This is a genomic window from Acinetobacter sp. YH12069 (assembly GCF_013419675.1).
In the GTDB taxonomy this organism is placed as follows: Bacteria; Pseudomonadota; Gammaproteobacteria; order Pseudomonadales; family Moraxellaceae; genus Acinetobacter; species Acinetobacter amyesii.
In genome coordinates this window covers 135,016-159,253 of record NZ_VOZS01000007.1, presented here as the reverse complement: position 1 = coordinate 159,253, position 24,238 = coordinate 135,016, and the positions used below count along the sequence as shown (strand labels likewise).

The window sequence follows — 24,238 nt, the reverse complement described above, 5'->3', positions numbered from 1 at the left end:
GGAGAAATTCGAGATGTTATTAGAATTTACCAAAATGCATGGCCTTGGCAATGACTTTATGGTGGTCGATCTGATTAGCCAACGAGCTTATTTAGATACAGTGACGATTCAGCGTTTGGCCGACCGTCATTTTGGTATTGGTTTTGATCAGCTTTTGATTGTAGAACCACCTGATTTACCCAATGTCGATTTTAAATATCGTATTTTTAATGCAGATGGTTCGGAAGTTGAACAATGCGGAAATGGCGTACGTTGTTTTGCGCGCTTTGTGCATGAACGTAAGTTGACCAGCAAAACCAAAATCAAAGTACAAACCAAGTCAGGTATCGTAGAGCCTGAATTAGGTGTAAATGGTTGGGTGCGCGTTAACATGGGTTATCCTCGCTTTTTGCCGCATGAAATTCCATTTATTGCGGAGGAGCCTGAAAACTTATACGACATTGCATTGGCGAATAATGAACAACTCACCATTGATGTGGTGAGTATGGGTAATCCGCATGCAGTGACGATCGTTCCTGATGTTATTACCGCAGACGTTGCTAAAATTGGTCCACAAGTCGAATCGCATGAGCGTTTTCCACAGCGTGTAAATGCAGGTTTTATGCAAATTGTGGACGAGAAACATGCACGCTTACGTGTATTTGAACGTGGTGTCGGTGAAACTATGGCCTGTGGTACAGGTGCTTGTGCAGCGGCAGTATCAGGTATGCGTCGTGGTTTATTAGCCAATTCGGTCGAAATAGAGTTGGCAGGTGGTAAGCTGCAAATTGAGTGGCAAGAAGGTGGTGTGGTTTGGATGACTGGACCAACTGCAACAGTTTACGAAGGACGCTTAGATTTAAGTTACTTCCAAGGTTAAAATCAAAGCCCTGATTCATTCAGGGCTTTTTTCATAAAATAAAAAGTGAATAAAAAATTATAATTCAATGGGATTGGAGTCAACATGGAACAAATAAACGAAGAAATAAAAGAAGAAATCTTAGAACAACTTTTTCATAAAGCCTTACATGAACCCGCGTATCGACCCGAATTTTTAGCTCAGTTATTGGCAGCCAATGTGTATTGTGTGGGAACAACAGGGGGACGTGATTCACGTATTGCCGAAGATTTGATCTTGGATGAAGGCGACCGTATTCAATTGAAATCATGGGAAGATGAAACATATGATTGCGTCATTCCATTTTTTACGTCCTTGGAAAAAATGCGTTTAGCAATATCTGAAGGGGAGTCGTATATCCGGCTACCAACCAAGGCATTATTTGAAATGACCATGGGGGCAAGGCTTGTATTGAATCCACAATCACCTGATGCGACGAAGGACTTTGTACCAGAAGAAATTCAACATTTGCTGAACGGGCAGTATATTCAGCCCTCAGAAAACTATGAAGTTACGGAAGATACGGAAGTTTTAATTGGTCAGCCGGCGGAATATCCGCAGTTTATGATTGATCAATTAAGCATTTTTTTCGGCACAGAGCGTGTGGTAAAAGCTGCTTATTTAGCGCAAATGCTGAATCAAGCTCGAGATGATTCACCGACTTTGTTGATCGGATTAGATTTAGAAGCAGGATTATCTGAACAACAAATTCAAGAATTGCACAGTAAAATTGGTCGTATCACACAGGATAGTTTAAAAGAGCAATGCCCAGTGGATTTAATCCATGTCAATCCACACAGTGCGGATGGTGTAGAAGGGTATTTGCTTAATGAAACGCAAGCTTTTTACCAACGTGTTGATGGTAAGCCTAAGGGGTTCTTTGCTAGACTCTTTTCATAAAACAGATATGTAAGATCGCTTTAGAGAACGTACCACAACGCTAAAGCACATGTTGAAATGGGAGAAGACAGATGACGATGGATCAGAGTCAACTACTGGCTATGTGGTTGAAGGAACGTGAAATTCAAAATCAGTCTAAACATACCTTGCAAGCGTATGAGCGTGATGTCAGTGATTTTCTCCAATTTTGTACAATACGCAACTTGCCACTGCATGATGTTGAAAAGTCAGATCTGCGTGAATTTGTTGCTCATAAAGTGGAACAGTTTCAGCTCAGTCCAAGTAGTTTGCAGCGCATGTTATCTTCGATTCGCCAATTTATGAAATGGGCAGAACAAGGGGATTATCTTAGTTTCAACCCCGCAGATGATTTTCAGCTCAAACGCCAATCACGTCCTTTACCTGGATTGGTCGATATTGAAACCATTAAACAAATCATGGAACAGCCTGAGCCAGAAAGTGAAACTCAACGGCAACTTTGGATACGTGATAAAGCGATTTTGGAGTTGCTATATTCAAGTGGTTTACGTTTGGCTGAAGTGCAGGGCTTAACCATTCGAGATATTGATTTTAATCGCCAACTGTTACGTATTACGGGTAAAGGCAATAAAACACGCATTGTACCTTTTGGTTCTAAAGCAAAAGAGGCTGTGATGCATTGGTTGCAATTATATCCTGCATGGCATGGTGATTTTGTCCCAGAAGCCCAAGTTTTTATCACCCAAAAAGGTAATCCACTCGGGGTAAGGCAAATTGAAAATCGAGTTAAATTTCAAGCTCAACGTGCAGGTGTAAATGTCGATTTACATCCACACTTATTGCGTCATTGCTTCGCTAGCCATATGTTGTCCAATAGTGGTGACTTGCGTGCTGTACAAGAAATGTTGGGGCATAGTAATTTAACCACTACACAAATTTATACCCATGTGGATTTTGATCGATTGGCACAAGTTTATGATCAAGCCCATCCACGGGCGCAGCATAAAGATTCGTAACAATTGCAAATACGACTTTAGCTCGTAGTGGTCTAAATATTGCTTAAATTTATAGGCTAGATTTCATATTTTGCATCCTAAAGTGGTCTGCTTCATGAAAGTTAAATAAGGATGTGAAAAAATATTGGTAAAATTGACCGACATTTTGAACTATTGTCGCATTATAAAAATTCAAATTATCGGGTATAAAAATTGTCCATTATTGAATTGACGTAAGTGCCGAAGTGAAATTCGCTATTTACTAAATTGCTGTACCGTTAAAAAAATATATAGGCCATACCATGATTTCAGATATTCAAGAAAAATATGACCAGTTAAATGGTCAGCAAAAAGAAATTTTTGCAGGATACGGCTTACGCCAAATCAAGCACTTCGTTGAAATTGGTTTGCCTGAAATAGAAGCTGTATTACCTGAAGGTGCGCAGCTACAAGGGATTAATGCCGATGGAAAAGTTCAGGCGTTTAATGCGGCGACGGGCCAATACTTTATTTGGATTTCGGATAAACAATGGCAGCTTACCAATAAAGCAACTGCTAAATTTGACAGTAAAGAAGATGCCCTCACCATTTGGCGTATTTTTGATTTGGCAAAGTATGAACTTATTGACCTAAGCCACATCCATCGTGACTTTTTGGAAAATCAGCCAGCCTAAACCATTGGTCAAATAAACAACTCAAGGGCTATCTTCATTGGTTTTGGATGTTTAGCCCTTATATCACTCGCTCCATGACATGTTGTGATGCTTGTGAGCAGAGCGTTAGAGTGTTAATCTTCTTTGCATAGCTTAGTTGCTTAAACAAAAATTTCTAAATGCCAATCCGTTTCGCTGCTCAGTAATTCAACTCATTCAGTCTTGATAGTGTGAGCCTAAAAATCAATGGTTTTCCTACTTGAGCAATTGAGCTCAAAGACCTCCTAGATATTTCCTACTCAATTGCCGCAAATCATTATTTTTCTTTGCTTAAAATATAATGAAATACCGCATAGCTAAGTATTTGCATTCGAGGTTGTGAAGGTAATCCGTCACTACATTGGCAAGCTTGTAGTATCAGCCTCGTCGTTTCTGATGCTTGAGTTGTTCCTTGGCAGACCAATTTCTGTTTATAAATCTTCTAACGGTAACTGGAAGCTTTGTTTGATGATTTGGCTTGGTAAATCAGTCTTTACACTGGTGATGCCATTTTTCTTGGTTAAGTGAGTAGACTGAAATTTGCGGTAACTTTCTAGGTCAGGCACCACTACTTTTAGCATTGCATCGCACTCACCCAAAATAATGTAGCACTCCATGACTTGAGGAAGTTCTTTCATAGCTTCGATAAAGGTATCGATGGTTTCAGCATCCTGCCCAGTCAACCAAATACGAGAGAATAAAATCAATTGAAAGCCAATCTTTTGTGGATCGACCACGGTGGTGTAATTCTGAATCACACCTGCTTCTTCGAGTAATTTGACCCGACGTAAACAAGAAGAAGGAGAGAGTCCAATTTCCTTGGCTAAGTCATTATTTTGCATACGACCATTATTTTGAAGTGCGCGAATGATATTTTTATCAATACGATCTAGTTTAACTAGAATTGACTTAGAAGATGTCTTCATAAAATAGAATATAATTCTAAAAATAATATCTATTATAGAATATTTGATATCCTATTTTAAAGCGATTCAAACATACTAATTTCACTTTCAGGACATAGAAAGGGAAAATTGAAATGTCTGTATTTGCTTTATTTGCCTTAACGGTAATTCCCCTTATTTTCACACCAGGACCCGATATGCTTTTTATCCTGTCACAAGTGATGGGTAAGGATGCAAAAGCAGGCATGATGGCTACAGTAGGTGTGTGTTCAGGTTATTTGGTTCACTCGATTTTGGTGGCATTGGGTATTGCTGCGATTATCGTGTCATTTCCACTACTCTTTGAAACAATCCGCTGGTTGGGGATTGCTTATATTTTATATTTGGCGACGCATTTGCTACGTTCAGTATTTAGCAGTAAAAAATTAAGTATTGAGAAAAAGTCAGCGTCCAACCCGATTAAAAAAGGCTTTTTTACGGCTTTACTGAACCCGAAAGGAATGTTGATATATTTTGCAATTTTGCCGCAATTTATCGATAAATCAGCGAATACCGTGAGCCAAGGTTTGATTTTGTCCTTCATTTTTATTGGGCTGATTTTTGTGGTGTATTGTAGTTTGAGTTTGGTCTTTGCACGTATTACACAAAAAACAGAAATCGATGAACGCAAACAAAAGTGGATCGACGGTACATCAGGCGGTTTGTTGGCTCTAGCTGCGACATGGCTAATTACCAATTAGAACGCAAATGTAAAATGGGCTAAATGCCTTAACTAAAACCTTCGTGAAAGCGGAGGTTTTTTTATATGAGATGAATATCGGCAGATATTAAGAATAAAAAAGGAGAAAAACACGCCAATTAGCTTCGGAAAAGTGAAATCAGCGCTAAATTCATTATGCTTCTATCTTAAATGACAAGTTTAGATATGTTGCCGAATGTGTAGAGGGAAAGCTCTATTTCAGAAAGATTGATCGAAAATTGATATTAAATCAGCTCTTTTGATGATCTAAATCAAGTAAAAAAATAATAAAAATCAATGCTTAAAAAATAACTGAATAATGCGTTTTTTGGGATAACTAAAGCATTCTTTAAAAAATGTGAACGATAAGTTCAAGGAAATTACGCTTTTTTACAGGTCTTTCGATAATTGTGACTTGACCGAAATGCCGTACACATTGCAAGATAGGGCACCTAAAAAATTTAAAGTGAAGAGTTAATATAACTTTTCTCAACATTTACATTTGCTAAAACAGCCGAGGATTACATGAAGGCTCTTGTTGCTGTAAAACGTGTGGTTGATGCCAACGTTAAAGTTCGCGTTAAGCCGGACAACAGTGGTGTTGACTTAACGAACGTTAAAATGTCAATTAACCCATTCTGTGAAATCGCAGTGGAAGAAGCGGTTCGTTTAAAAGAAAAAGGAACTGTTTCAGAAATCGTTGTTGTTTCTATTGGTCCTAAAGAAGCTCAAGAACAAATCCGTTCTTCTATGGCGCTTGGTGCAGACCGCGGGATCCTTGTTGAAGCTGACGACAGCCAGTTAGGTGCACTTGAAGTTGCAAAAATCCTAAAAGGTGTTGTAGACGCTGAACAACCTCAATTGATCCTTCTTGGTAAACAAGCAATTGATGACGACTCTAACCAAGTTGGCCAGATGCTTGGTGCGCTTTTAGGTGCTGGCCAAGGTACTTTCGCTTCAGAAGTTAAAGTTGAAGGCGATAAAGTACAAGTGACTCGTGAAATCGACGGTGGTTTACAAACTGTTGAACTTGCACTTCCTGCAATCATCACAACTGACTTACGTTTGAATGAGCCACGTTATGCTGCTCTTCCAAACATTATGAAAGCGCGCAAAAAACCGCTTGATACTAAGTCACCTGCTGATTATGGCGTTTCACCTGCAACTAAGCTTAAAACTGTTAAAGTTGAAGCTCCTGCAGAACGTAAAGCGGGCGTACAAGTGAAGTCTGTAGACGAGCTTGTAGATAAATTGAAAAACGAAGCGAAAGTGATCTAATACAGAAGGATAAAAATCATGAGTATTTTAGTTATCGCTGAGCACGACAACAAAGCACTAAATGGTGCAACTCTTAACGTTGTTGCTGCAGCGCAAAAAATCGGTGGTGATATCACTGTATTAGTAGCTGGTTCAGGCGCTCAAGGAGTTGCAGACCAAGCAGCTAAAGTTGCGGGTGTAAGCAAAGTATTACTTGCTGACGACGCTGCTTATGCTAATCAATTGGCTGAAAACGTTGCTAAATTAGTTGCTTCTATCGGTGCGGGTTACACTCACATCCTTGCTGCTTCTACGACAACGGGCAAAAACGTACTTCCACGTGCTGCTGCGTTACTTGACGTAAGCATGATCACTGACATCATTGCTGTTGAAGGTCCTAAAACTTTCAAACGTCCAATCTATGCAGGCAACGCGATTGCAACTGTAGAGTCTGGCGAGTCTGTTGTAGTTGCGACTGTTCGTGGTACTGCATTTGATGCTGTTGCAAGCGAAGGCGGCTCTGCTGCAGTTGAAGCTGTTGCATCTACTGGTGATGCTGGTATTTCTAAGTTCGTTTCTGAAGAAATCGTGAAATCTGAACGTCCAGAATTAACAGCTGCGCGTATAGTTGTTTCAGGCGGTCGTGGTGTTGGTTCAGGTGAAAACTATCACACTGTACTTGATCCATTAGCGGACAAGCTTGGTGCTGCGCAAGGCGCATCTCGTGCAGCAGTTGATGCTGGTTTCGTACCAAACGATATGCAAGTGGGTCAAACGGGTAAAATCGTTGCTCCTGACTTGTACATCGCTGTAGGTATCTCTGGTGCGATTCAGCACTTGGCAGGTATGAAAGAATCTAAAGTGATCGTTGCGATCAACAAAGATGAAGAAGCGCCAATTAACTCAGTAGCTGACTACTGGTTAGTGGGTGATTTGAATACTGTTGTTCCAGAATTAGTATCTAAAATCTAATTTCTGAACGCAGTTCAAAACGCTCCTAAGCTTATGGTTTAGGGGCGTTTTTATTGTTTGAAGAATTAGTAGGTCTTCTTGGCAATGTTTAATCGATTAATTATACGTAAATGTACATATATAAATTTGCACTTAGATGTTTCATGCTTATGAGGGTAGTGGATTCTTAGTTTAGTAGTTCAAAATTCATATGGTGTTTCTTATTATTGGTATTAGACACTACTTTAGCGTAAGGTATTTGTATGTTAAAACTTAAATGGTAAGTAAGCAGGCGCAATCGCTTGGTAATAGGATGGAGATTAATAAATTATAAAAAAATACAAAGATTTAAAATAAAATAATAAAAATTTATCCTTCAAGTTTGAATCTTAAACTTAAAGCAAGCTTAAAGGATTGTATATTTTGTGTTAACATTGCTTTTTTATTGAACTTGCCTTTAGGCGGAGTCTCCCTTTGAAATTTGATTTTCAGTTACCAATCAGTGTATTGGTGCTGATGATCTGTTGTTTACTTTTTCCTGTTTTACAAAGTATCTCTTTTCCTTTATTTGATGGAATGACTGTTACAGCAGTTGAATCGGTCTAAGCATTGTTATTGCTGTTTTTTGCGATTTTTACTTTTTTCTATATTCGACCACTTGAAATGCAAGATGGAAAGAAACAATTTTGGTTGTGGGCTGTCGCATGGTGGTTGTTGCTATTTGGTCGTAGCATTAGCTGGGGGCGTGACTATTTCCCTGATGTACCTAAACCGTATTTTCGTTTAATTTCGGTATTCATGATTGCACCTGTCGTCTTTATGCTGTTTTCGCCTTATTTACGCCAAGAAATCGCACGTAAGCTAAAAACCTTGGCTTTACCAATTTGGCCATTGGGCTTGGTGATATTGGGCTTGCTGATTTCTGATGCAGTTGAGCATAGTCGAAGTCTCAGTTTTTTATTTTTGTACGATTTAGCTTATAAAGATTTCATCGAAGAAGTTTATGAATTTCCGCTTATTTTAGGTTTGTTTTTAACAGCATACCCATGGATGCAGCAGGATCATGTGCCTCAAGAATTAGAGGTCATGCAATATCATAAAGAGTGATTTTTATCACATTTATGCGTCTAAATTTGAAGCTTCGAAAAGAAATTTTTTGAACATTAAACAACCTCTATTCGTAGAGGTTTTTTTCACAGCAAATAAAATCAAAATGCTTAAAATAAATACAAAAAATCATGGTTCTAGTGCAAGATGATTGGCACAAAAATCAGGGTTTTTATGCTATACTGTCCGACTTGATTTTTGATATTGGTTCAGTGTTTTTTGAACTAATTTTTACAGATTTACGGTATATAAATGCGGGCAGAATTCTGCTTGTATAACAAGGAGTATGCATGAGCGTATCGGAAATTAGACCGATTGCCATTGAGGATGAACTGAAGAGCTCATATCTCGATTATGCAATGAGCGTGATTGTGTCACGTGCGTTGCCAGATGTCCGAGATGGTCTCAAACCTGTTCACCGTCGTGTGCTTTTTGCAATGCACGAATTGGGCAATGACTACAACAAAGCTTACAAAAAGTCTGCCCGTGTAGTCGGTGACGTCATCGGTAAATATCACCCACATGGTGACTTAGCTGTATACGAAACTATTGTTCGTATGGCTCAAGATTTCAGCTTACGCTATCAATTGGTTGATGGTCAGGGTAACTTCGGTTCTGTCGATGGTGACAGTGCAGCAGCAATGCGTTATACCGAAGTTCGTATGCGTAAATTGACCCACGAACTTTTAGCGGATCTTGAGAAAGATACCGTAGAGTGGGAAGACAACTACGACGGTTCTGAACGTATTCCACAAGTCATGCCGACACGTGTGCCTAACTTGTTGATTAACGGTGTAGCTGGTATTGCTGTAGGTATGGCAACGAACATGGCTCCGCATAACATGACAGAAGTCATTAATGCATGTCTTGCTTATGCCAACGATCCGCACATCAGCATTGAAGGGTTAATGGAACACATTTCTGGTCCAGACTTCCCTACAGGCGGTATCATTTACGGTAAATCAGGCATTGTCGATGCGTACCGTACAGGTAAAGGCCGTTTGCATATCCGTGGTAAATATCACATTGAAGAAGACCAAAAATCGGGTCGTAGCACGATTGTCTTCACTGAAATTCCTTATCAAGTTAACAAAGCAAAAACTATTGAACGTATTGCTGAGTTGGTCAAAGAGAAAAAACTTGAAGGTATTTCTGAACTGCGTGATGAATCAGATAAAGAAGGGATGCGTATTGCAATTGACTTGAAGCGTGGTGAAAACGCTGAAGTGATTGTAAATAATCTATTCCAAAATACCCAATTAGAAAATTCATTCAGCATTAACATGGTCTGCCTCGATAATGGTCAGCCTAAGTTAATGAACTTGAAAGATATTATTGCAGCGTTTATCCGTCACCGTCAGGAAGTGGTTACACGCCGTACCATGTTCGAACTGCGTAAAGCACGTGAACGTGGACATATCTTAGAAGGTTTGACAGTTGCACTCGCAAATATCGATGCGATTATTGAAACCATCAAAACTTCTGCAAACCCAAGCGAAGCGCGCGAACGTTTACAAGCGGGCGAGTGGGCAGGCGGTGGTGTTGTTGCATTGCTTGAAAAAGCAGGCGCGGTATCTGTCCGTCCAGATGAAATTGAAGGCGAAGATCCAGCACGTCCATTTGGTTTAACAGGTGATATTTATCGTCTGTCTCCAACCCAAGTAGGTGCGATCTTAGAACTTCGTTTACATCGCTTAACCGGTCTAGAACAAGACAAGTTACAAGCTGAATATACAGAAATTCTTGGTCAAATTGCTGAATATACTGCAATTTTGAACGATTTCAACTTATTGATGAACGTGATTAAAGAAGAATTAGCTTTAATCCTTCAACAATATGGCGATGCACGTCGTACCGATATCGTGGAATCACGTATCGACTTCTCTCGTGAAGATTTAATCCCTGAAGAGCAAATGGTACTAACTGTTTCTAAATCAGGCTATGCAAAAACTCAACCATTGTCAGACTACGCTGCACAGCGTCGTGGTGGACGTGGTAAGTCTGCAACTTCGATGAAAGAAGACGATTACATCCAACATTTGATCGTGACTTCAAACCACGCAACAGTGCTTTGCTTTACCAATGTGGGTAAAGTTTATCGTCTGAAAGTGTATGAAGTACCTCAAGCATCTCGTGGTGCGAAAGGTCGTCCAATGGTGAACTTATTGCCATTAGATGAAAACGAGACCATCACCGCTATTTTACCTGTGGTTGATGCGCCGAAGAAATTTAAAGAACGCTTGGCTGACTTTAAAGCATTTGTAAAAGCCAATAGTGCACAGCTACAAACCAATGAAGTGATTAATAGTCATTTTGCTGGTTTAGAAGCTGCACTTGCTGAGACTGAAGACGGTGCAGATGACTTGTCTGATGCATTACGTGTTCAATTGAAACAGTTGGGCTTAGAGCTTTCTACCACTGATCTTGATGATGAAATCATCAATGACTTTGCACAGCAAGCAGAAGCCGTTCGTAAAAACTTCTACGTATTTATGGCAACAGAATACGGTACGATTAAACGTGTTGAGTTAGAACAATTCTCGAATGTTCGTTCAAACGGTCTACGCGCGATTGAACTCAATGGTGATGACACCTTAATCGGTGTTGCCATTACCGACGGCGAACAACAAATCATGTTGTTCTCAAACGAAGGTAAAGCCATTCGTTTTGCAGAAACTGACGTGCGTTCAATGGGTCGTTCTGCCAAAGGTGTTCGTGGTATGCGCGTGACCATTGGTGCAGCAGCTCAAGCTGAAGACGCTGAGGATGCGGATGTAGAGTCTGATGATGAAGATACCTCTGATTCAGCTCTCATTAGCCGTATAGTGTCACTGGTAGTTGTTCCGGAAACTGGTGAAGTACTTTGTGCTTCAGCTAATGGTTATGGTAAACGTACACCAGTAGATGACTTCCCAACCAAGAAACGTAGCGGTAAAGGTGTTATTGCAATTAAAACATCTGAACGTAACGGTGAACTTGTTGGTGCGGTAGCGATTGATGCGTCTAAAGAGCTAATGTTAATTTCAGATGGCGGTACGTTGGTTCGTACACGTGCGTCTGAAGTGGCACAAACAGGTCGTAATGCTCAAGGTGTTCGTTTGATCCGTTTAGGTGAAAGCGAAATTTTAGTCGGTGTTGTGGCGATCGAAGCAGTTGAAGAAGACGAAACTTTTGAAGAAGTGGAAGCAATCGAAACTGAGCAACTTGTCGATGACTCAACGATTATTGATCAAAATGACAATGAATCAGATCTCAATGAGCCTGAAGAAGACTAATTGAAGATTTAGAAAAGAGGGCGCTACGGCGTCCTTTTTTATAGACAGATAATTTTAGATTGATGAGTACAATATGAAATTAAAATATTTTGCAATGGCTTCACTTATTGGGCTTGGCGGCTGTGACCAAATTGGCCAAAAAGCCTTAAATGCAATACCAGACCCAAGTGTTGAACAGACTGAAGTAGCCCAAGCTGCCTATGATCAATTACGTGAAGGCAATTTTGAAAAGCTGTACACTTACTTTGAACCAGAACTCAAAGCGAAGTTTGAACAGAATGAAAAAGAGCTGCGTAAATTTGCACGAGGTATTCCGAAACAAGATTACTCACGCAAAAATATAGTGGCAAAGCACATTGAAAAATCGACTGAAAAGCCGTCTTTATATACGGTCACTTATGAGTACGGTTATACCAATAAAAACCTTGTACAGTACGATGTAAGTTTTGATAAACCCGAAGGAAGTAACAAAATTCGAGATTTTAATATTTCAGTTTTTGGTGAAAAAAATAAATAAAGTTTGGAAAAATAAAACAAAGCTGTAAAAAAGGACGCCGAAGCGTCCTTTTTTATGACATAAAATTAAGCGGCATCTTTTAGATTAGCAGCATAATTTTTTTGTTTTTCAGTATCAAATTGGCCTTCCCATTTACTGATCACCAGTACCGCAAGCGCGTTACCAATCACATTTAGTACAGTACGTGCCATATCTAAAATACGGTCAATACCCGCAATGAATGCCAGACCTTCAAGTGGAATACCGACACTGCCGAGAGTCGCTAGCAAGACCACGAAAGAAACGCCAGGTACACCTGCAATCCCTTTAGAGGTAATCATCAAGGTTAGGACCAGAATCACTTGTTGGGTGATTGTCAGATCGATCCCGTAAAGCTGAGCAATAAAGATAGCCGCAATACTTTGATATAGGGTCGAACCATCGAGGTTAAATGAATAGCCAATTGGAATCACGAAACTGGTAATCGGTTTCGGAGCACCATAAGCTTCCATTTTTTCCATAATACGGGGTAGGACAGTTTCAGAACTTGCAGTTGAATACGCGAGAATCAATTCATCTTTTAAGATCTTGATAATGGCCCAAACACTGAAGCCACAGAATTTAGCAACTGCACCTAATACAATGAAAATAAAGAAGAAGATTGCACCATAAACTAAAACTGCGAGTTTAAGCAGTGGCACAAGAGAGCTGAAGCCGAAATTCGCAACAGTCGCTGCAATCAAGCCGAATACACCAATAGGTGCAAACATCATGATCATGTGCGTAACTTTAAACATCGTTTCAGAAACAGCGGTCAACACTTTAATTAAAGGTTGTTTTACTTCCTGATCAAGCGCACCTAAACCTACACCAAACATCACAGAGAAAAAGATGATTGGGAGCATTTGACCACTAGTCAAAGCTGCAAAAAAGTTAGATGGAATAAGTGAAAGTATTGTTTGAATCAAACCATGAGAATGTTCACTGACTTCATGTGTTGTTTCTTGATACTTTGAAATATCGACTTGCGTCAATGCAGACATATCAATGCCGGCACCAGGTTGGAATACGTTGGCTGCAACTAAACCGACTAAAATAGCAACGGTGGTAATGATTTCAAAATAAATAATCGTTTTGAAACCTAGTTTACCTAAGTTACTACCGTGACTTGTATTGGCAATACCTAAAATAAGCATCGACACAACAAGCGGAATAACGATCATCTTAATAAGGTTAATAAAAATTGAGCCCAAAGGCGTCAAAAAGTTATTAACTAAAGCATCACGATATTCAGGAGAATAGTGTAGGAAAGCACCAACAAGTATACCTAGAATGAGAGCAATCACGATTTGCCAGGCAAGGCTCACCTTAATCTTTTTCATACATCAGCTCTTATGTCAGATTTGGGAGAAAAAAGCCCACAGTCATCCACGAACAAATGTTGCAGACAGACTGAATCCGCCATGACAAAAAGTTCTGAATAATTTGGGAGATAAATACGATAATATTTTGCAGTTTATATGAGAATACAGCCAACGATTTTGATCAAAACCAAACTGTTTGATCGATAAATTATCATTTTTAGTTGTATAAGCGATTTGATTATTAAGTTTAATTTATAGAACGAATAAAATTGAGTTATTAATGAACACTTCACAAAATCTCTGATTTGCCTAGAAAGATCGAAAAACTAATTGTGAGCCTGTATTTTTCATTTTTATATAGAAGTTTGCTTTATACTTGTGAGGCAGATAAATCAGTGAAAATTCTATAAATCACACAGATTATCCGAACTAAATTTTAACTTTATATATTTTAATAATAACCAGAGGGCTTGTACGGTGTTGAAAAAATTAGTCGTCATCATCGCTTTAATCTTACCTATAACGGCTTGTGAAAAAATCGGCGATTTCTTGATTGCAAAATTCGAATCAAGCCTACCAAGTGAGACAAGCTCACAGCGTATCAAGTCAGAAAAATTATTCGCAGCACTACACCAACCCCATCAAGACAGCTTTTTGGTATTGGTTGAAGAAAATGTTCGTGATGCGATGCTAGCAGATCCAGAGCTGTTTTCACGTATGAAAAAGCTGATTCCTGCAGGTCAACCTAGTGCTGAGGCGGAAGTAATTCAGCGAATGGCAAATACTCGGCTGGGAGAAGGTAAGACCACAACAATTGTGTATAAATATGATTATCCGCAAAAAGAACTGTATATGAGTGTGGTCTTTGCAGGTCATGATGGGAACGATAAAGTGAAAGGATTCTGGCTCGAAAACGCTGCAGAAAAAGAATCAGATGATTTGGTTACTGAGATCACCTCAGATGCAGATGATTTTGATATTCAAGTGGATGAAGCATCGACTGTCACGCCAAATGCATACAGCTAATAGATGACAGCAAGAATTTAAATTTGAGACATGATTAGATACAAAGCGTTCGAGTCTATGATGAATAGGTTTGAACGCATTTCGCTTGAGACCAGACATGTCTTACAGCACAAACAGTTTTATCTTTTGGCAAACTTTAAACGCCAGACAGCAAGACATAAAAAAATCAGTCCAATACTTGTGAGATAAAGCAGTTTTGGGATGACGATTACTGTAGGCACACCCATCTGATTGAGTTGAAGGAACATTTGAATGCCTTGGGTCGAAGGTAATGCTTGAGCGAGTATTTGCATCCATTTAGGCATAGCTGCATGTGGCCATGCCGTTCCCGAAAGTAGAAATAGCGGAATAGAACTAAAAACGATGAGATGTCCTGCACGTTCTGGCAGGTCAAGAAAGGTGGCTAGAAAGAGTGTCATCGCAATAATACAACTGAGGAAGATGGGCACAGCAATGAACATGCCCCAAAAATTTCCACCCCGTGGATAGTCGTTCAGCCAAAAGGTAAAACCAAATAAATAGAAGCATCCCAACGTTCCTATGGTCAAAATACACAAGAAGATGCCAGCTAATTGTGTATAGCTCGGACGCCATGCTGTGTTTTGTCGATAGGTCGCAATCAGCATGCACAGACCCAATAAAATCGTCTGATGAATAATTAAGGGTGCAACCGCTGGGAAAATATAGCTGCCATAGCCTGAAAGTGGATTAAATAATGGAATCTTATGGATCGACAAAGCGGGGCTAAAATCGGATATGTTCTGGAATTTTTCTGCATATTCGACGAGGGCATTTTCCATCGAACTGGCTAAACCTAAGCCAATTTTTTGCGTCTTTAGAAAGTTTGCAGCACTGAGATATAAACCAATTCCACCGGTTTCACCACGGCGAATGCTATTTGAAAGATTACTCGGCAGCAGTAAAATTCCGTCAGCTTGCTGACTTCGGAGCATATTTTCAGCCTCAGCAAAATTACCAGTCACAGCTCGAATTTCTACATTGGGACTATTGGCTACAGCACCAATAATCGTATTGGTGAGTATGCTTTGTTCCTCATCCACCACAATAATGGGGAGCGATTCTGCGTGTTCCGCTTGATAAGCAATGGGATAAAAAAAACTGTAAAGAAAAACAGAAAGCACTAAGGTGGTAAAAATCGAACTGTGCTTCACAATATCTTTAAAGGTTTGAATATAGTGTCTGAGCAAAGTTGATAGAAATGACACGATTTTATTCATATGATTTGCTCCTTCAGTACTTTCCGTAAAAATAAGCTGGCAAGAACCAAATAGAACAGACAGTAAATGATCAGGGTGACAAGCGGTGTGATTGAAATGGAGATTGGGCTACCAATGACCCATTGTTCTGTTTGTAATTTGGCATAAGGCGTATAGGGAATAATATTGGCCCAGAATTTTGTAAACATCGGCGCGTTATTCAGCGGCAATGTCACCCCTGCAAAACTCAGTGATGAGCCACCATATACCGCAATAAAACCAAAAGATTTGGTGAGATCACGTGTCGCCAAAACTACAGTAGAACTGATAAAGGCATAGGCTGTATAAAAAAACAATTGCCCGAGCAAAATGAGCAGTAATGAACCCTGAACAAACCACCCTCGAAACACGATTAGCCAGAACATCCATGCCCATGTCCAAGCGGTAAAAATGAAAACATAACTGAGATTTTTAGCGATTAAAGCTTGAAAGACAGAAGTCGGTTTCACCCATTGATTTACAGTGTCATATTTGATTTCTTGACCGACTGAAAATGCGACACAGCAACACAGTAATAAATGCAGAATCGCAGGAATCATGTACGGCTCTAAATAGAACTCATAATTTAAACCTGGATTATATAAAGGTGAAATTTTGACATTGGGTGTCGGTGCATCGAGGTAGGGAATTGTATTTTCTAAATACTGATGACCACTAAAATCGGCCATGGCTTGCAATGTACTTAGCAGCATGGCTGATGAAATACTATTGCCGACACTAAAATAGCTTTGGTTATAGGCAATGCTGACTTCTGCATCTTTTGCTTGAACCAGTCGTTGCTCTGCACCAGCAGGAATATGAATATAGCCCCAAATTTGAGTCTGATTTAAAAGCTTTTCAGCATCATCCATACTGGGTGTAATGGTGGCTACTTTTAAGGTATGGTTCAGCTGCGCAAAATGAGTAATGTTACGGCTTAAACTGCTTTGATCTTGGTCTATGATCGCAATGGGTAAATGATCTGGTTTGCCTTGAGCAAACATATTGGTAAAGAGCAAAATCACAAGGGCAGGGGCAAGTGTGACCATACACAAGTCCCATTTATGCTGCATCAAATAGCGAAACTCACGCAGAATGCCCCTAAACATTATTTACGCTCTTCAATTTTAAACAAAACGCTCATACCCACTTTTAAGTCAGCAATCGGCTGAGCGGGTTTCAGTTGGACTTTAAAACTACGAATATCATAGCCGCCCGTTTGCCGCGTGGTTTTAATCGTTGCAAATTCACCTTCGGCTTCGATGTGATCAATTTTAAAATCGGCAGATTTGTTCAGTGCCGGTATAAATCCTTGCATGGTCTTGAGTTGATACACTTGAGCATACTGGTCTTCACGGACATTTAAGCTAATCCATAAGCTATCATCTTGAATCAGGCTTACAACGGGCACACCCATCGCAACTAATTCTGAAACTTTGCCATAGGTTTTTGAAATGGTGCCATTGGACGGTGCAAACAATTTGGTTTCAGCCTCAAGTGCATTTGCTTCGGCCAACGCGGCTTGCGCAATCTTGACTTGGGCATCTGCCGAGCTTTGTTGTTGCGGTGTACTGCCACGTTTTGCACGCGCATATTGTTGATAAGACGCTTCTGTCATTTGTGCAGCAGACACTGCGGCAGCTTGCATTTCATCACGGCGTTGTCGTGAAATCACACCTTCTTTATAGAGGTTTTGACCACGTTGGTAGGTGGTTTGCGCCAATTGTTGCTGTGCTTTTAGACTTTGCCAATTGGCATATAAACTATCAATATTTTCTTGTTGAGAGCCACGTTCAGCTGTGGATTGCAGTGCTTGCGCAGATTGAAGTGCAGCTAAAGCCTGTTGTTTCTTTGCATCGACTTCGGGGCTGGTTAAACGAACCAGTGCTTGACCTGCTTGTACTTTTTCACCGTCCTGCACATATATTTCTTCGATACGGCTAGGTACTTTGGTACTAATGTGGATGGTTTCAGCCTCAACTCGACCTTGTAATTCAACCTGCTTGGGCTGATAACTTTTCCATAAGCCAAATACAATCAATGCCAAAAGCAGAACCAAGACAATGCCAATCCCGAACTTGATCAAAGCAGATTTATTGCGACTTTGCACAGAGCTATTTTTCGTCTCTGCATCTGTATTGATAGCCACTTTTTCTTGAGTATCCTCAGCAGTATTTGCTGTAGGTGAAACGTCTGAAGTCGAGACATTGGATTGGGATGTTTCAGCTTTCGCGGAGGCATCTTCTTGGTGATCAGTCGGTTCCTGATTCATATGGTTTCCCCTCGGCTAAGCTTAGCGAATATAGTCGGTGTGTGATTGATTGATATAGCTTTGGAACTGGTCAATGCTCCCGTGACTTTGTAGCAGTGTTGCGAGTGACATCACGTATTTATAGGCATTAAGCGCCATTTCACTTTGTAGCCCGTTCAATGCATTTTGTGCATCAATGACTTGTGTGGCCGTACCCATATCTTCTTTAAATGAAAGCTGTTGAATTCTTAAATTTTCTTGAGCAGCTTTTAGGTTTTGCTGCAACAACAGGTGACTTTGTTGAGCGCTGGTGACTTCATTAAATGAGCTATAAATCAGGCTTTCAATTTCTTGTTTGGTACGCTCAGTCATTAACTCAGATGCATAGCGTTGAAGTTCAGCAGCTTGTACGGATTTGTTTTTATCAATACCTGAAAATAAGTTGTAGCGAGCGGCAACACCAACGATCCAGTTTTGTTTATCGTCAAGACTATATTCACCAAAGGCAAAGACGTTGGGTTTTTTTGCTGCGCTTTGGGCTTTCACATTGGCACCAGCCAATTGACTGTCCAATTGCATTTTACGCACCAAACTAGACTGATCCTGATAACTTTTTAGTAAGGCCGTTATATTTTGATTGTGTTGCTGATTAATAAATAATGGCGTTGAAAGATCAGTAATTTGGCTGCTTTGCATTAAGTTGTTTAACTTAAATAAGCTAGAGCGAAGATTCGCTTCAGTATTTTGAAAAGTTCTGAGTGCATTATTCTTCGCCACTTCAAATTGCATACGCTGGCCTTTGCTAATAAAACCCTGTTGTTCCATTTTGAGCGCATTGGCATAGTGTTGTTGCATCGCATTTAAATTGAAGCGGCTGCTTTCGACTAATTTTTTTTGTAATTGAGCATTGAAGTAGGCTTGGATTAATTCAAAACGTTGCACATCTTGTTGTTGTTCACTGCTTATCGCGCTGCGTTTGGCTTGGATATTGGCAATTTCCTTGGCGCTAGACGTTAACCCACCGGTATACAGCGGCATCATTACGGAAACGGTAGGGCGGATCACTTGATCATCTAAGACCACTTGGGAAGAATCTGGAATTAATCCGACACCATCACGGATTGGCTGTTGCAGACTGTCTTTTAATGGGTCTGCCAAATCACTCGGTAAGCTTTCATCAATTTTATTATTAATGCCATTACTCAGCGTTTGTTCTAAGTTGTTTTTTAAGGCGCCAAGAGGAATATCGAGTTCATTATGAAAGGTATAGGCACGGACGTTTAAATCCACACGAGGTAAACCAAGGCCTTTAATGGCCTGAGCTTGAAGTTCGGCAGATTGTTGTAGCGCTTGGTTGGCCTGAGTGCTAAAAGAACTAGTGAGTAGACTTTGTTCTGCTTGGCTATAACTGATACTTTGCGCAAGTACTGTCGGGCTAAAAAAAACACTCAAACAACCAAGGCCAAGCAGCAATCCTGAACGAAATGTATGTTTAATTTTTATAGAATAATCTGTTCGAGGTAGAGGCATAAAAACACACTCACAGCTAGGATGGGTTCATTATAGTCATTGTGATGAAGTTGGGTAAATTCACTAAGTTGTTGTATTGTTTCATATACATATGTAAATAAATTTTATCTTTGTAGCGCACGTCATTTTCGCACATCAAGACCTTAAATTAGCATCAATTCAAGGGATAAAAAATATCAGTAAATCTAATAATTTGAATTAAGAAGAATTAATTTTGATCTTTATTGAAAATTTGACTTCAAATGTCAGACAGCATTGGAATATTTTCAGCTTTAACTACTGCAAGCACGCGTCAGATATGGTTAAATGCCATCATTTTATTGTGTTTCACTTTGAAAGGAAAACTCATGCGCGCGTACAACTTCTGTGCTGGTCCTGCTGCATTACCCACTGCCGTTTTAGAAAAAGCTCAAGCTGAAATGCTTGACTGGCAAGGCAAAGGCCTTTCGATCATGGAAATGAGCCACCGTAGTAAAGACTATGTCGCTGTGGCAGAGAAAGCAGAAGCTGATCTTCGTAAGCTGATGAATATTCCAGACAACTATAAAGTGTTATTCCTTCAAGGTGGCGCATCACTGCAATTCTCTGCGATCCCATTAAACCTATTGGGTAAAAACAGCAAAGCAGACTATATCCACACTGGTATTTGGTCTGAAAAAGCGTTGAAAGAAGCACAGCGTTATGGCGACATTAATGTCGTTGAAGCGGGTACGAGCATTGACGGTAAACTTGCGATTACTGATCAAAGCACCTGGAACTTATCTGATGATGCGGCTTATGTGCATTATGCAGATAATGAAACCATTGGTGGTCTTCAGTTTGCCAACATTCCTGAAACAGACAAGCCATTGGTTGCCGATTTTTCATCAAGCATTTTATCTGCACCATTAGACGTCTCTAAGTTCGGTTTAATCTATGCAGGCGCTCAGAAAAATATTGGTCCGGCTGGTTTAACTTTAGTGATTATTCGTGATGATTTATTGGATCAAGCGAAAGCAGATATTCCAAGTATCTTGAAATATTCAGCTCAAGCGAAAAATGGTTCAATGGTGAATACACCATCAACTTATGCATGGTACTTATCTGGCCTCGTTTTTGAATGGTTACTTGAGCAGGGCGGTGTAGACGCAATTTATAAAGCGAATATGGCAAAAGCTGAATTGCTTTATGGTTATATCGATTCAAGCGATTTTTATGCAAATCCAATTGCAAAAGAATTCCGTTCAATCATGAACGTACCATTTACTTTGGCGAATCCAGAATTGGAAAAACAATTCTTGAAAGAAGCTGAAGAAAACCATTTACTGAATTTAGCTGGTCACCGTTCAGTGGGTGGTATGCGTGCAAGTATTTATAATGCTGTTCCGCTAGAAGGCGTTCAAGCACTCGTTAACTTTATGGATGACTTTGCAAAACGCAACGCATAATCCTAAAGGCATAAAAAAAACCGGCATTTGCCGGTTTTTTTTATTGAATAGATTAAAAAATAAAAGTATGTAACACGTATGCACAAATCAGCATACCTAACATAAAAAATAAGCAGGACATTGGCTCGATTTGATATCGAGATTCCATGTGATGGTCAACTTGCGATAAGTTTTCTTCTTGCACGACTTTCATAGATATTCTTTCCGATCTATTTATCGTTAATTACTATTTCTTAAACGCATTTTTAACATAATTATTTGATTAAATAAAGTACTATCTGCCATAAACTTACTAAACTATTTAGTTTATTTAAAAATGAGCAATTGAATTGTTAAATTTAGTTTCATAAATTTCCTATCTTATTTATTTATATTAGATTTTTATATTTTATCCTTTGCAGATGGATTTATTTAGCAGCATTATTTTGAATTTAATATTGTGGATAAGTTATTTTAATTTGAATTTAAAAATAGAATATATTGACTGGCTTGTGGATAAGAAATAATCAATCATTTAAATATTCAGCGAATACACATGATTAGCGAGAAATAAAAAAACCGCACTGAGGCGGTTTTTTTTATTTGAAATAGGGTTTTTGAATTCAAATTAGGCAGATTTCGCGTAAATATTGGCTTGTATCCACAGGTTGCCACGAATATATTGCCCAACATTGAAATCTTTATGCGCCGGATTTCGTGTTGCAACACGAACAATCACCGCTTCTTGGTTTTCTTCGTGGATTAAGGTCACATCATACAGCGTATAGTCTTGCTCTTTAAATTGCATGGCGGTTTTGCCAACTATATGCCCTTGGAACCATGCTTCATCTTCTTGTCCAAGATTTTCACCATATAGGTATGCAACCATTTTAGAAAAATCGACTGTGACTGGTGCTTTGTCATCTTCAGACTTTGGTTGCCATGCTTTAATTTGTTCGTGTAAGTCTGCAGGGGCAACACCATTATTTGCTGCCAAGATATCGTTTAAAGCACGATGATGTTTAATCGATGCAGGATCGTCAACGACAAGCTGTTCATGTTCTGCGACAGCTTCGAGTTCATAAGCCCAAGCATTGAGTTGCACACTGTAGCTTGCATCTTTTTCATATTGGTCGTGATTGACGCTATATAAACTATCAAAAGCATACACACTGGTATTTGCGCCTAAGTCGAGGCAAAGCACTGCTTGTGTATTGGATTTACAGGTAATAATACGTTCAATGGTGGCTTTGGTTTTATATGGGCTATCAAAACTTGGAAATGCAGTTTTAACGGCTTTAGGTTTATTATTTTCTACCGCAATCACTTGGCACAGTTGAATCGACGCTTGTGATGGACCTTGAATCAGCCAGGTATTTTGATCCATATCAGATTCTTGTGCGCATAAGCCCATTGGCATAATGGGTGCATCCAATGCCTGACCCAGCCAAACTGGTACATCAGTTGTCGGGTTGCCGGTGAGCAAATTCCAATGTTCAACATGACTACCAAAAGTTTGATCTTCAATAGTGATAATTTCAGGGCTATTTTGTTTTTTCATATGCACAATTGATATTGGGTTGGTTTCATAATTAATAAATCGAGGGTTATTTGAAATTTTCAAGTCACCGACGTCATATTTATCATGAAATCATGCATAAAAAATGTTTTCAGTAGGATTTAAATGTAAAAGCATTGGAAAATAAGTCCAAGTAGGAGTCATTTTGCAGCTTTTTGATTCTCATGATTAGAGAAATGTAGATCCATTCAGCGGATACAGATCCCCAAATTGTCATGTGGATTTGTTACTATGAGTCATGTTTAAAAGTGAATGGAAAATCAGTGCTGCCATTTAAATTATGGGTGGATGCAGATGCGTTACCACGCATTTTACGTGATGTAATTATTCGGGCTTCTGATCGTTACCAGTTAGAAGTCACTTTTGTCGCCAATCAAAATGTTGGGATAACACCTTCGGTGCGGATTAACTCGATTCAAGTCATGAGCGGGGCGGATGCCGCGGATAAAGAAATTATTCAGCGCATGAAAGAGCACGACATCGTGATGACACAGGATATTCCACTTGCTGCTGAAGTGATTGAACGGGGCGGTATAGCGATACATCCACGCGGTGAGATTTATACCACAACAAATGTCAAAGCACGTCTACACTTACGCGACTTTATGGATACTTTACGGGGTGCAGGTGTGCAAACCGGTGGTCCAGCCCCTATTACTGAACGAGATAAGCGTGAATTTTCCAGCAGCTTAGATCAAACCATTCAAAATCAAAAACGTAAAACGGCGCAGAAGTAAAAACCATGCCATCTAAAACAAATCTAGCGACGACCTATGCGTTGTTGGTATTCATTTGGTCGACCACGCCACTTGCCATCGTTTGGAGTGTCAGTGATATCAATGCGTTTTGGGCACTGACATTACGCTTTTTTATCGCATTACCCTTGGCTGTCGCATTATTGTTTATTTTTAAACATAAACTGCCGATGGATAAAACCTCGCTGCACAGTTATTTGGCGGGGGCATTTAGTTTTATTGGTTCTCAGATTTTTACCTATATGGCAACGGCCTATCTCAGCTCAGGCATTATTGCCCTGATGTTTGGTTTGGCACCAATTATGACGGGTCTGATCGGTCGTTTCTTCTTTCATACCTATCTGCATCGCTTGCAATGGATTGGGATGTTGATTGCCGTTTGTGGTTTAGCCATTATTTGCTTAGGCGGCAGTGATCAGCACGTACAGCCTGTTGGTATCGTCTTAATGTTAATGAGCGTGTTCGTCTACTGTATGTCGATTTTTTGGGTGAAAAAAGTCAATGCACCTTTGCAGCCCATGTCTCAAGCCACAGGTTCGATTCTTATCTCAGCACTATTTTCTGCCGCGATGCTACCGTTTATTTGGCAGTATGCACCGACACAGATGCCTTCAACTAAAGCGCTCATTGGCTTATTTTATGCAGTGATTATGGCTTCATTGATTGCAATGTTTTGTTATTTCAAACTGGTACAAAACATCAAGGCGACAACTTTGTCTTTAACAACGGTACTCACACCCATGCTTGCTATGCTCTTTGGTGCTTTACTGAATGATGAAAAATTATCATTGATGGTTTTACTTGGTGCTGTGATTCTATTATCAGGCTTGTTTGTTTATTTTTATAAAGATTTTCGGGCGAACAGAGAGCTCGCCCACAAATTAAAACATTGATTAAA

The 24,238-nt window shown here is 39.7% G+C and carries 21 protein-coding genes; 14 read left to right on the top strand and 7 right to left on the bottom strand.

The window, feature by feature from the left end; genetic code table 11:
- Positions 1-13: 13 nt before the first annotated feature.
- The 4 genes from dapF to FTU16_RS07020 all read left to right on the top strand — a co-directional run bounded on the left by dapF (position 14) and on the right by FTU16_RS07020 (position 3,425).
- Positions 14-859: a diaminopimelate epimerase gene (gene dapF / locus FTU16_RS07035; RefSeq protein WP_180026692.1), complete on the top strand. Its 846-nt coding sequence runs from the start codon at positions 14-16 to the stop codon at positions 857-859.
- Between the two features lie 84 nt (positions 860-943).
- Complete coding sequence (locus FTU16_RS07030; protein WP_180162983.1) at positions 944-1,777, top strand: enhanced serine sensitivity protein SseB C-terminal domain-containing protein; 834 nt, start codon at positions 944-946, stop codon at positions 1,775-1,777.
- Between the two features lie 71 nt (positions 1,778-1,848).
- A complete protein-coding gene (locus FTU16_RS07025) occupies positions 1,849-2,772 on the top strand; it encodes a tyrosine recombinase XerC (protein WP_180063735.1) in 924 nt (307 codons plus the stop codon).
- Positions 2,773-3,053: 281 nt separating this feature from the next.
- Positions 3,054-3,425 carry a hypothetical protein gene (locus FTU16_RS07020; protein WP_168378267.1) on the top strand — a complete coding sequence of 124 codons (372 nt, stop codon included), beginning with the start codon at positions 3,054-3,056 and terminating at the stop codon, positions 3,423-3,425.
- A gap of 449 nt (positions 3,426-3,874) precedes the next feature.
- On the opposite strand, the gene FTU16_RS07015 is transcribed toward FTU16_RS07020, so the two are convergent.
- Positions 3,875-4,369, bottom strand: a complete 495-nt coding sequence (locus tag FTU16_RS07015; RefSeq protein WP_078190405.1) for an Lrp/AsnC family transcriptional regulator — start codon at positions 4,367-4,369, stop codon at positions 3,875-3,877.
- A gap of 113 nt (positions 4,370-4,482) precedes the next feature.
- Between FTU16_RS07015 and FTU16_RS07010 the strand changes: the two genes are divergently transcribed.
- The 6 genes from FTU16_RS07010 (at position 4,483) to FTU16_RS06985 (ending at position 12,194) form a co-directional block, all read left to right on the top strand.
- A complete protein-coding gene (locus FTU16_RS07010; protein ID WP_180162982.1) occupies positions 4,483-5,088 on the top strand; it encodes a LysE family translocator in 606 nt (201 codons plus the stop codon).
- 524 nt (positions 5,089-5,612) lie between these two features.
- A complete protein-coding gene (locus FTU16_RS07005; protein ID WP_078192067.1) occupies positions 5,613-6,365 on the top strand; it encodes an electron transfer flavoprotein subunit beta/FixA family protein in 753 nt (250 codons plus the stop codon).
- Between the two features lie 18 nt (positions 6,366-6,383).
- Positions 6,384-7,316 carry an FAD-binding protein gene (locus FTU16_RS07000; RefSeq protein WP_180162981.1) on the top strand — a complete coding sequence of 311 codons (933 nt, stop codon included), beginning with the start codon at positions 6,384-6,386 and terminating at the stop codon, positions 7,314-7,316.
- Between the two features lie 642 nt (positions 7,317-7,958).
- Positions 7,959-8,402, top strand: coding sequence for a hypothetical protein (locus FTU16_RS06995; protein ID WP_257224280.1), 444 nt, complete (start codon positions 7,959-7,961; stop codon positions 8,400-8,402).
- A 290-nt stretch (positions 8,403-8,692) separates the two neighbouring features.
- Entirely contained in the window at positions 8,693-11,677 is a 2,985-nt protein-coding gene (gene gyrA, locus FTU16_RS06990) for a DNA gyrase subunit A (protein ID WP_180162980.1), read from the top strand.
- A 73-nt stretch (positions 11,678-11,750) separates the two neighbouring features.
- The gene (locus FTU16_RS06985) at positions 11,751-12,194 is read left to right on the top strand and encodes a DUF3887 domain-containing protein (protein ID WP_180056057.1); all 444 of its coding nucleotides are present in this window, start codon (positions 11,751-11,753) and stop codon (positions 12,192-12,194) included.
- Between the two features lie 65 nt (positions 12,195-12,259).
- On the opposite strand, the gene gltP is transcribed toward FTU16_RS06985, so the two are convergent.
- Positions 12,260-13,555 carry a glutamate/aspartate:proton symporter GltP gene (gene gltP, locus FTU16_RS06980; protein ID WP_078190399.1) on the bottom strand — a complete coding sequence of 432 codons (1,296 nt, stop codon included), beginning with the start codon at positions 13,553-13,555 and terminating at the stop codon, positions 12,260-12,262.
- A 459-nt stretch (positions 13,556-14,014) separates the two neighbouring features.
- Between gltP and FTU16_RS06975 the strand changes: the two genes are divergently transcribed.
- Entirely contained in the window at positions 14,015-14,563 is a 549-nt protein-coding gene (locus FTU16_RS06975) for a hypothetical protein (RefSeq protein ID WP_180039639.1), read from the top strand.
- Between the two features lie 119 nt (positions 14,564-14,682).
- Here the strand turns inward: FTU16_RS06975 and FTU16_RS06970 are convergent, their stop codons facing one another.
- The 4 genes from FTU16_RS06970 to FTU16_RS06955 are packed head-to-tail and all read right to left on the bottom strand — an operon-like array spanning position 14,683 to position 19,600.
- Entirely contained in the window at positions 14,683-15,801 is a 1,119-nt protein-coding gene (locus FTU16_RS06970) for an ABC transporter permease (RefSeq protein WP_180162979.1), read from the bottom strand.
- The gene (locus FTU16_RS06965; RefSeq protein ID WP_180162978.1) at positions 15,798-16,928 is read right to left on the bottom strand and encodes an ABC transporter permease; all 1,131 of its coding nucleotides are present in this window, start codon (positions 16,926-16,928) and stop codon (positions 15,798-15,800) included. The genes FTU16_RS06970 and FTU16_RS06965 overlap by 4 nt, the downstream gene beginning before the upstream one ends.
- Positions 16,928-18,091, bottom strand: a complete 1,164-nt coding sequence (locus FTU16_RS06960; protein WP_180026824.1) for an HlyD family secretion protein — start codon at positions 18,089-18,091, stop codon at positions 16,928-16,930. Before FTU16_RS06960 ends, FTU16_RS06965 begins: the two co-directional genes overlap by 1 nt.
- 21 nt (positions 18,092-18,112) lie before the next feature.
- Positions 18,113-19,600, bottom strand: a complete 1,488-nt coding sequence (locus FTU16_RS06955; RefSeq protein WP_180162977.1) for a TolC family protein — start codon at positions 19,598-19,600, stop codon at positions 18,113-18,115.
- Between the two features lie 347 nt (positions 19,601-19,947).
- On the opposite strand from FTU16_RS06955, the gene serC reads away from it, so the two are divergent.
- Entirely contained in the window at positions 19,948-21,027 is a 1,080-nt protein-coding gene (gene serC / locus FTU16_RS06950) for a 3-phosphoserine/phosphohydroxythreonine transaminase (protein WP_078190394.1), read from the top strand.
- Between the two features lie 607 nt (positions 21,028-21,634).
- Here serC and FTU16_RS06945 read toward each other — a convergent pair.
- A complete protein-coding gene (locus FTU16_RS06945; protein ID WP_180162976.1) occupies positions 21,635-22,567 on the bottom strand; it encodes a hypothetical protein in 933 nt (310 codons plus the stop codon).
- A 233-nt stretch (positions 22,568-22,800) separates the two neighbouring features.
- On the opposite strand from FTU16_RS06945, the gene FTU16_RS06940 reads away from it, so the two are divergent.
- Together FTU16_RS06940 and FTU16_RS06935 are read left to right on the top strand one after the other, a co-directional pair.
- Entirely contained in the window at positions 22,801-23,322 is a 522-nt protein-coding gene (locus FTU16_RS06940) for a YaiI/YqxD family protein (protein WP_180162975.1), read from the top strand.
- 5 nt (positions 23,323-23,327) lie between these two features.
- Positions 23,328-24,233 (top strand): DMT family transporter, encoded by a 906-nt coding sequence (locus FTU16_RS06935; RefSeq protein WP_168378072.1) that lies wholly within the window; start codon positions 23,328-23,330, stop codon positions 24,231-24,233.
- The last annotated feature ends 5 nt before the right edge of the window (positions 24,234-24,238 follow it).

What these genes read in the sequence shown, in the direction of transcription:
- dapF (WP_180026692.1), top strand. Translation starts at nt 14, where the DNA reads ATGTTATTAGAATTTACCAAAATGCATGGCCTTGGCAATGACTTTATG.
- FTU16_RS07030 (WP_180162983.1), top strand. Translation starts at nt 944, where the DNA reads ATGGAACAAATAAACGAAGAAATAAAAGAAGAAATCTTAGAACAACTT.
- FTU16_RS07025 (WP_180063735.1), top strand. Translation starts at nt 1,849, where the DNA reads ATGACGATGGATCAGAGTCAACTACTGGCTATGTGGTTGAAGGAACGT.
- FTU16_RS07020 (WP_168378267.1), top strand. Translation starts at nt 3,054, where the DNA reads ATGATTTCAGATATTCAAGAAAAATATGACCAGTTAAATGGTCAGCAA.
- FTU16_RS07015 (WP_078190405.1), bottom strand. Translation starts at nt 4,369, where the DNA reads ATGAAGACATCTTCTAAGTCAATTCTAGTTAAACTAGATCGTATTGAT.
- FTU16_RS07010 (WP_180162982.1), top strand. Translation starts at nt 4,483, where the DNA reads ATGTCTGTATTTGCTTTATTTGCCTTAACGGTAATTCCCCTTATTTTC.
- FTU16_RS07005 (WP_078192067.1), top strand. Translation starts at nt 5,613, where the DNA reads ATGAAGGCTCTTGTTGCTGTAAAACGTGTGGTTGATGCCAACGTTAAA.
- FTU16_RS07000 (WP_180162981.1), top strand. Translation starts at nt 6,384, where the DNA reads ATGAGTATTTTAGTTATCGCTGAGCACGACAACAAAGCACTAAATGGT.
- FTU16_RS06995 (WP_257224280.1), top strand. Translation starts at nt 7,959, where the DNA reads ATGCAAGATGGAAAGAAACAATTTTGGTTGTGGGCTGTCGCATGGTGG.
- gyrA (WP_180162980.1), top strand. Translation starts at nt 8,693, where the DNA reads ATGAGCGTATCGGAAATTAGACCGATTGCCATTGAGGATGAACTGAAG.
- FTU16_RS06985 (WP_180056057.1), top strand. Translation starts at nt 11,751, where the DNA reads ATGAAATTAAAATATTTTGCAATGGCTTCACTTATTGGGCTTGGCGGC.
- gltP (WP_078190399.1), bottom strand. Translation starts at nt 13,555, where the DNA reads ATGAAAAAGATTAAGGTGAGCCTTGCCTGGCAAATCGTGATTGCTCTC.
- FTU16_RS06970 (WP_180162979.1), bottom strand. Translation starts at nt 15,801, where the DNA reads ATGAATAAAATCGTGTCATTTCTATCAACTTTGCTCAGACACTATATT.
- FTU16_RS06965 (WP_180162978.1), bottom strand. Translation starts at nt 16,928, where the DNA reads ATGTTTAGGGGCATTCTGCGTGAGTTTCGCTATTTGATGCAGCATAAA.
- FTU16_RS06960 (WP_180026824.1), bottom strand. Translation starts at nt 18,091, where the DNA reads ATGAATCAGGAACCGACTGATCACCAAGAAGATGCCTCCGCGAAAGCT.
- FTU16_RS06955 (WP_180162977.1), bottom strand. Translation starts at nt 19,600, where the DNA reads ATGCCTCTACCTCGAACAGATTATTCTATAAAAATTAAACATACATTT.
- serC (WP_078190394.1), top strand. Translation starts at nt 19,948, where the DNA reads ATGCGCGCGTACAACTTCTGTGCTGGTCCTGCTGCATTACCCACTGCC.
- FTU16_RS06945 (WP_180162976.1), bottom strand. Translation starts at nt 22,567, where the DNA reads ATGAAAAAACAAAATAGCCCTGAAATTATCACTATTGAAGATCAAACT.
- FTU16_RS06940 (WP_180162975.1), top strand. Translation starts at nt 22,801, where the DNA reads ATGTGGATTTGTTACTATGAGTCATGTTTAAAAGTGAATGGAAAATCA.
- FTU16_RS06935 (WP_168378072.1), top strand. Translation starts at nt 23,328, where the DNA reads ATGCCATCTAAAACAAATCTAGCGACGACCTATGCGTTGTTGGTATTC.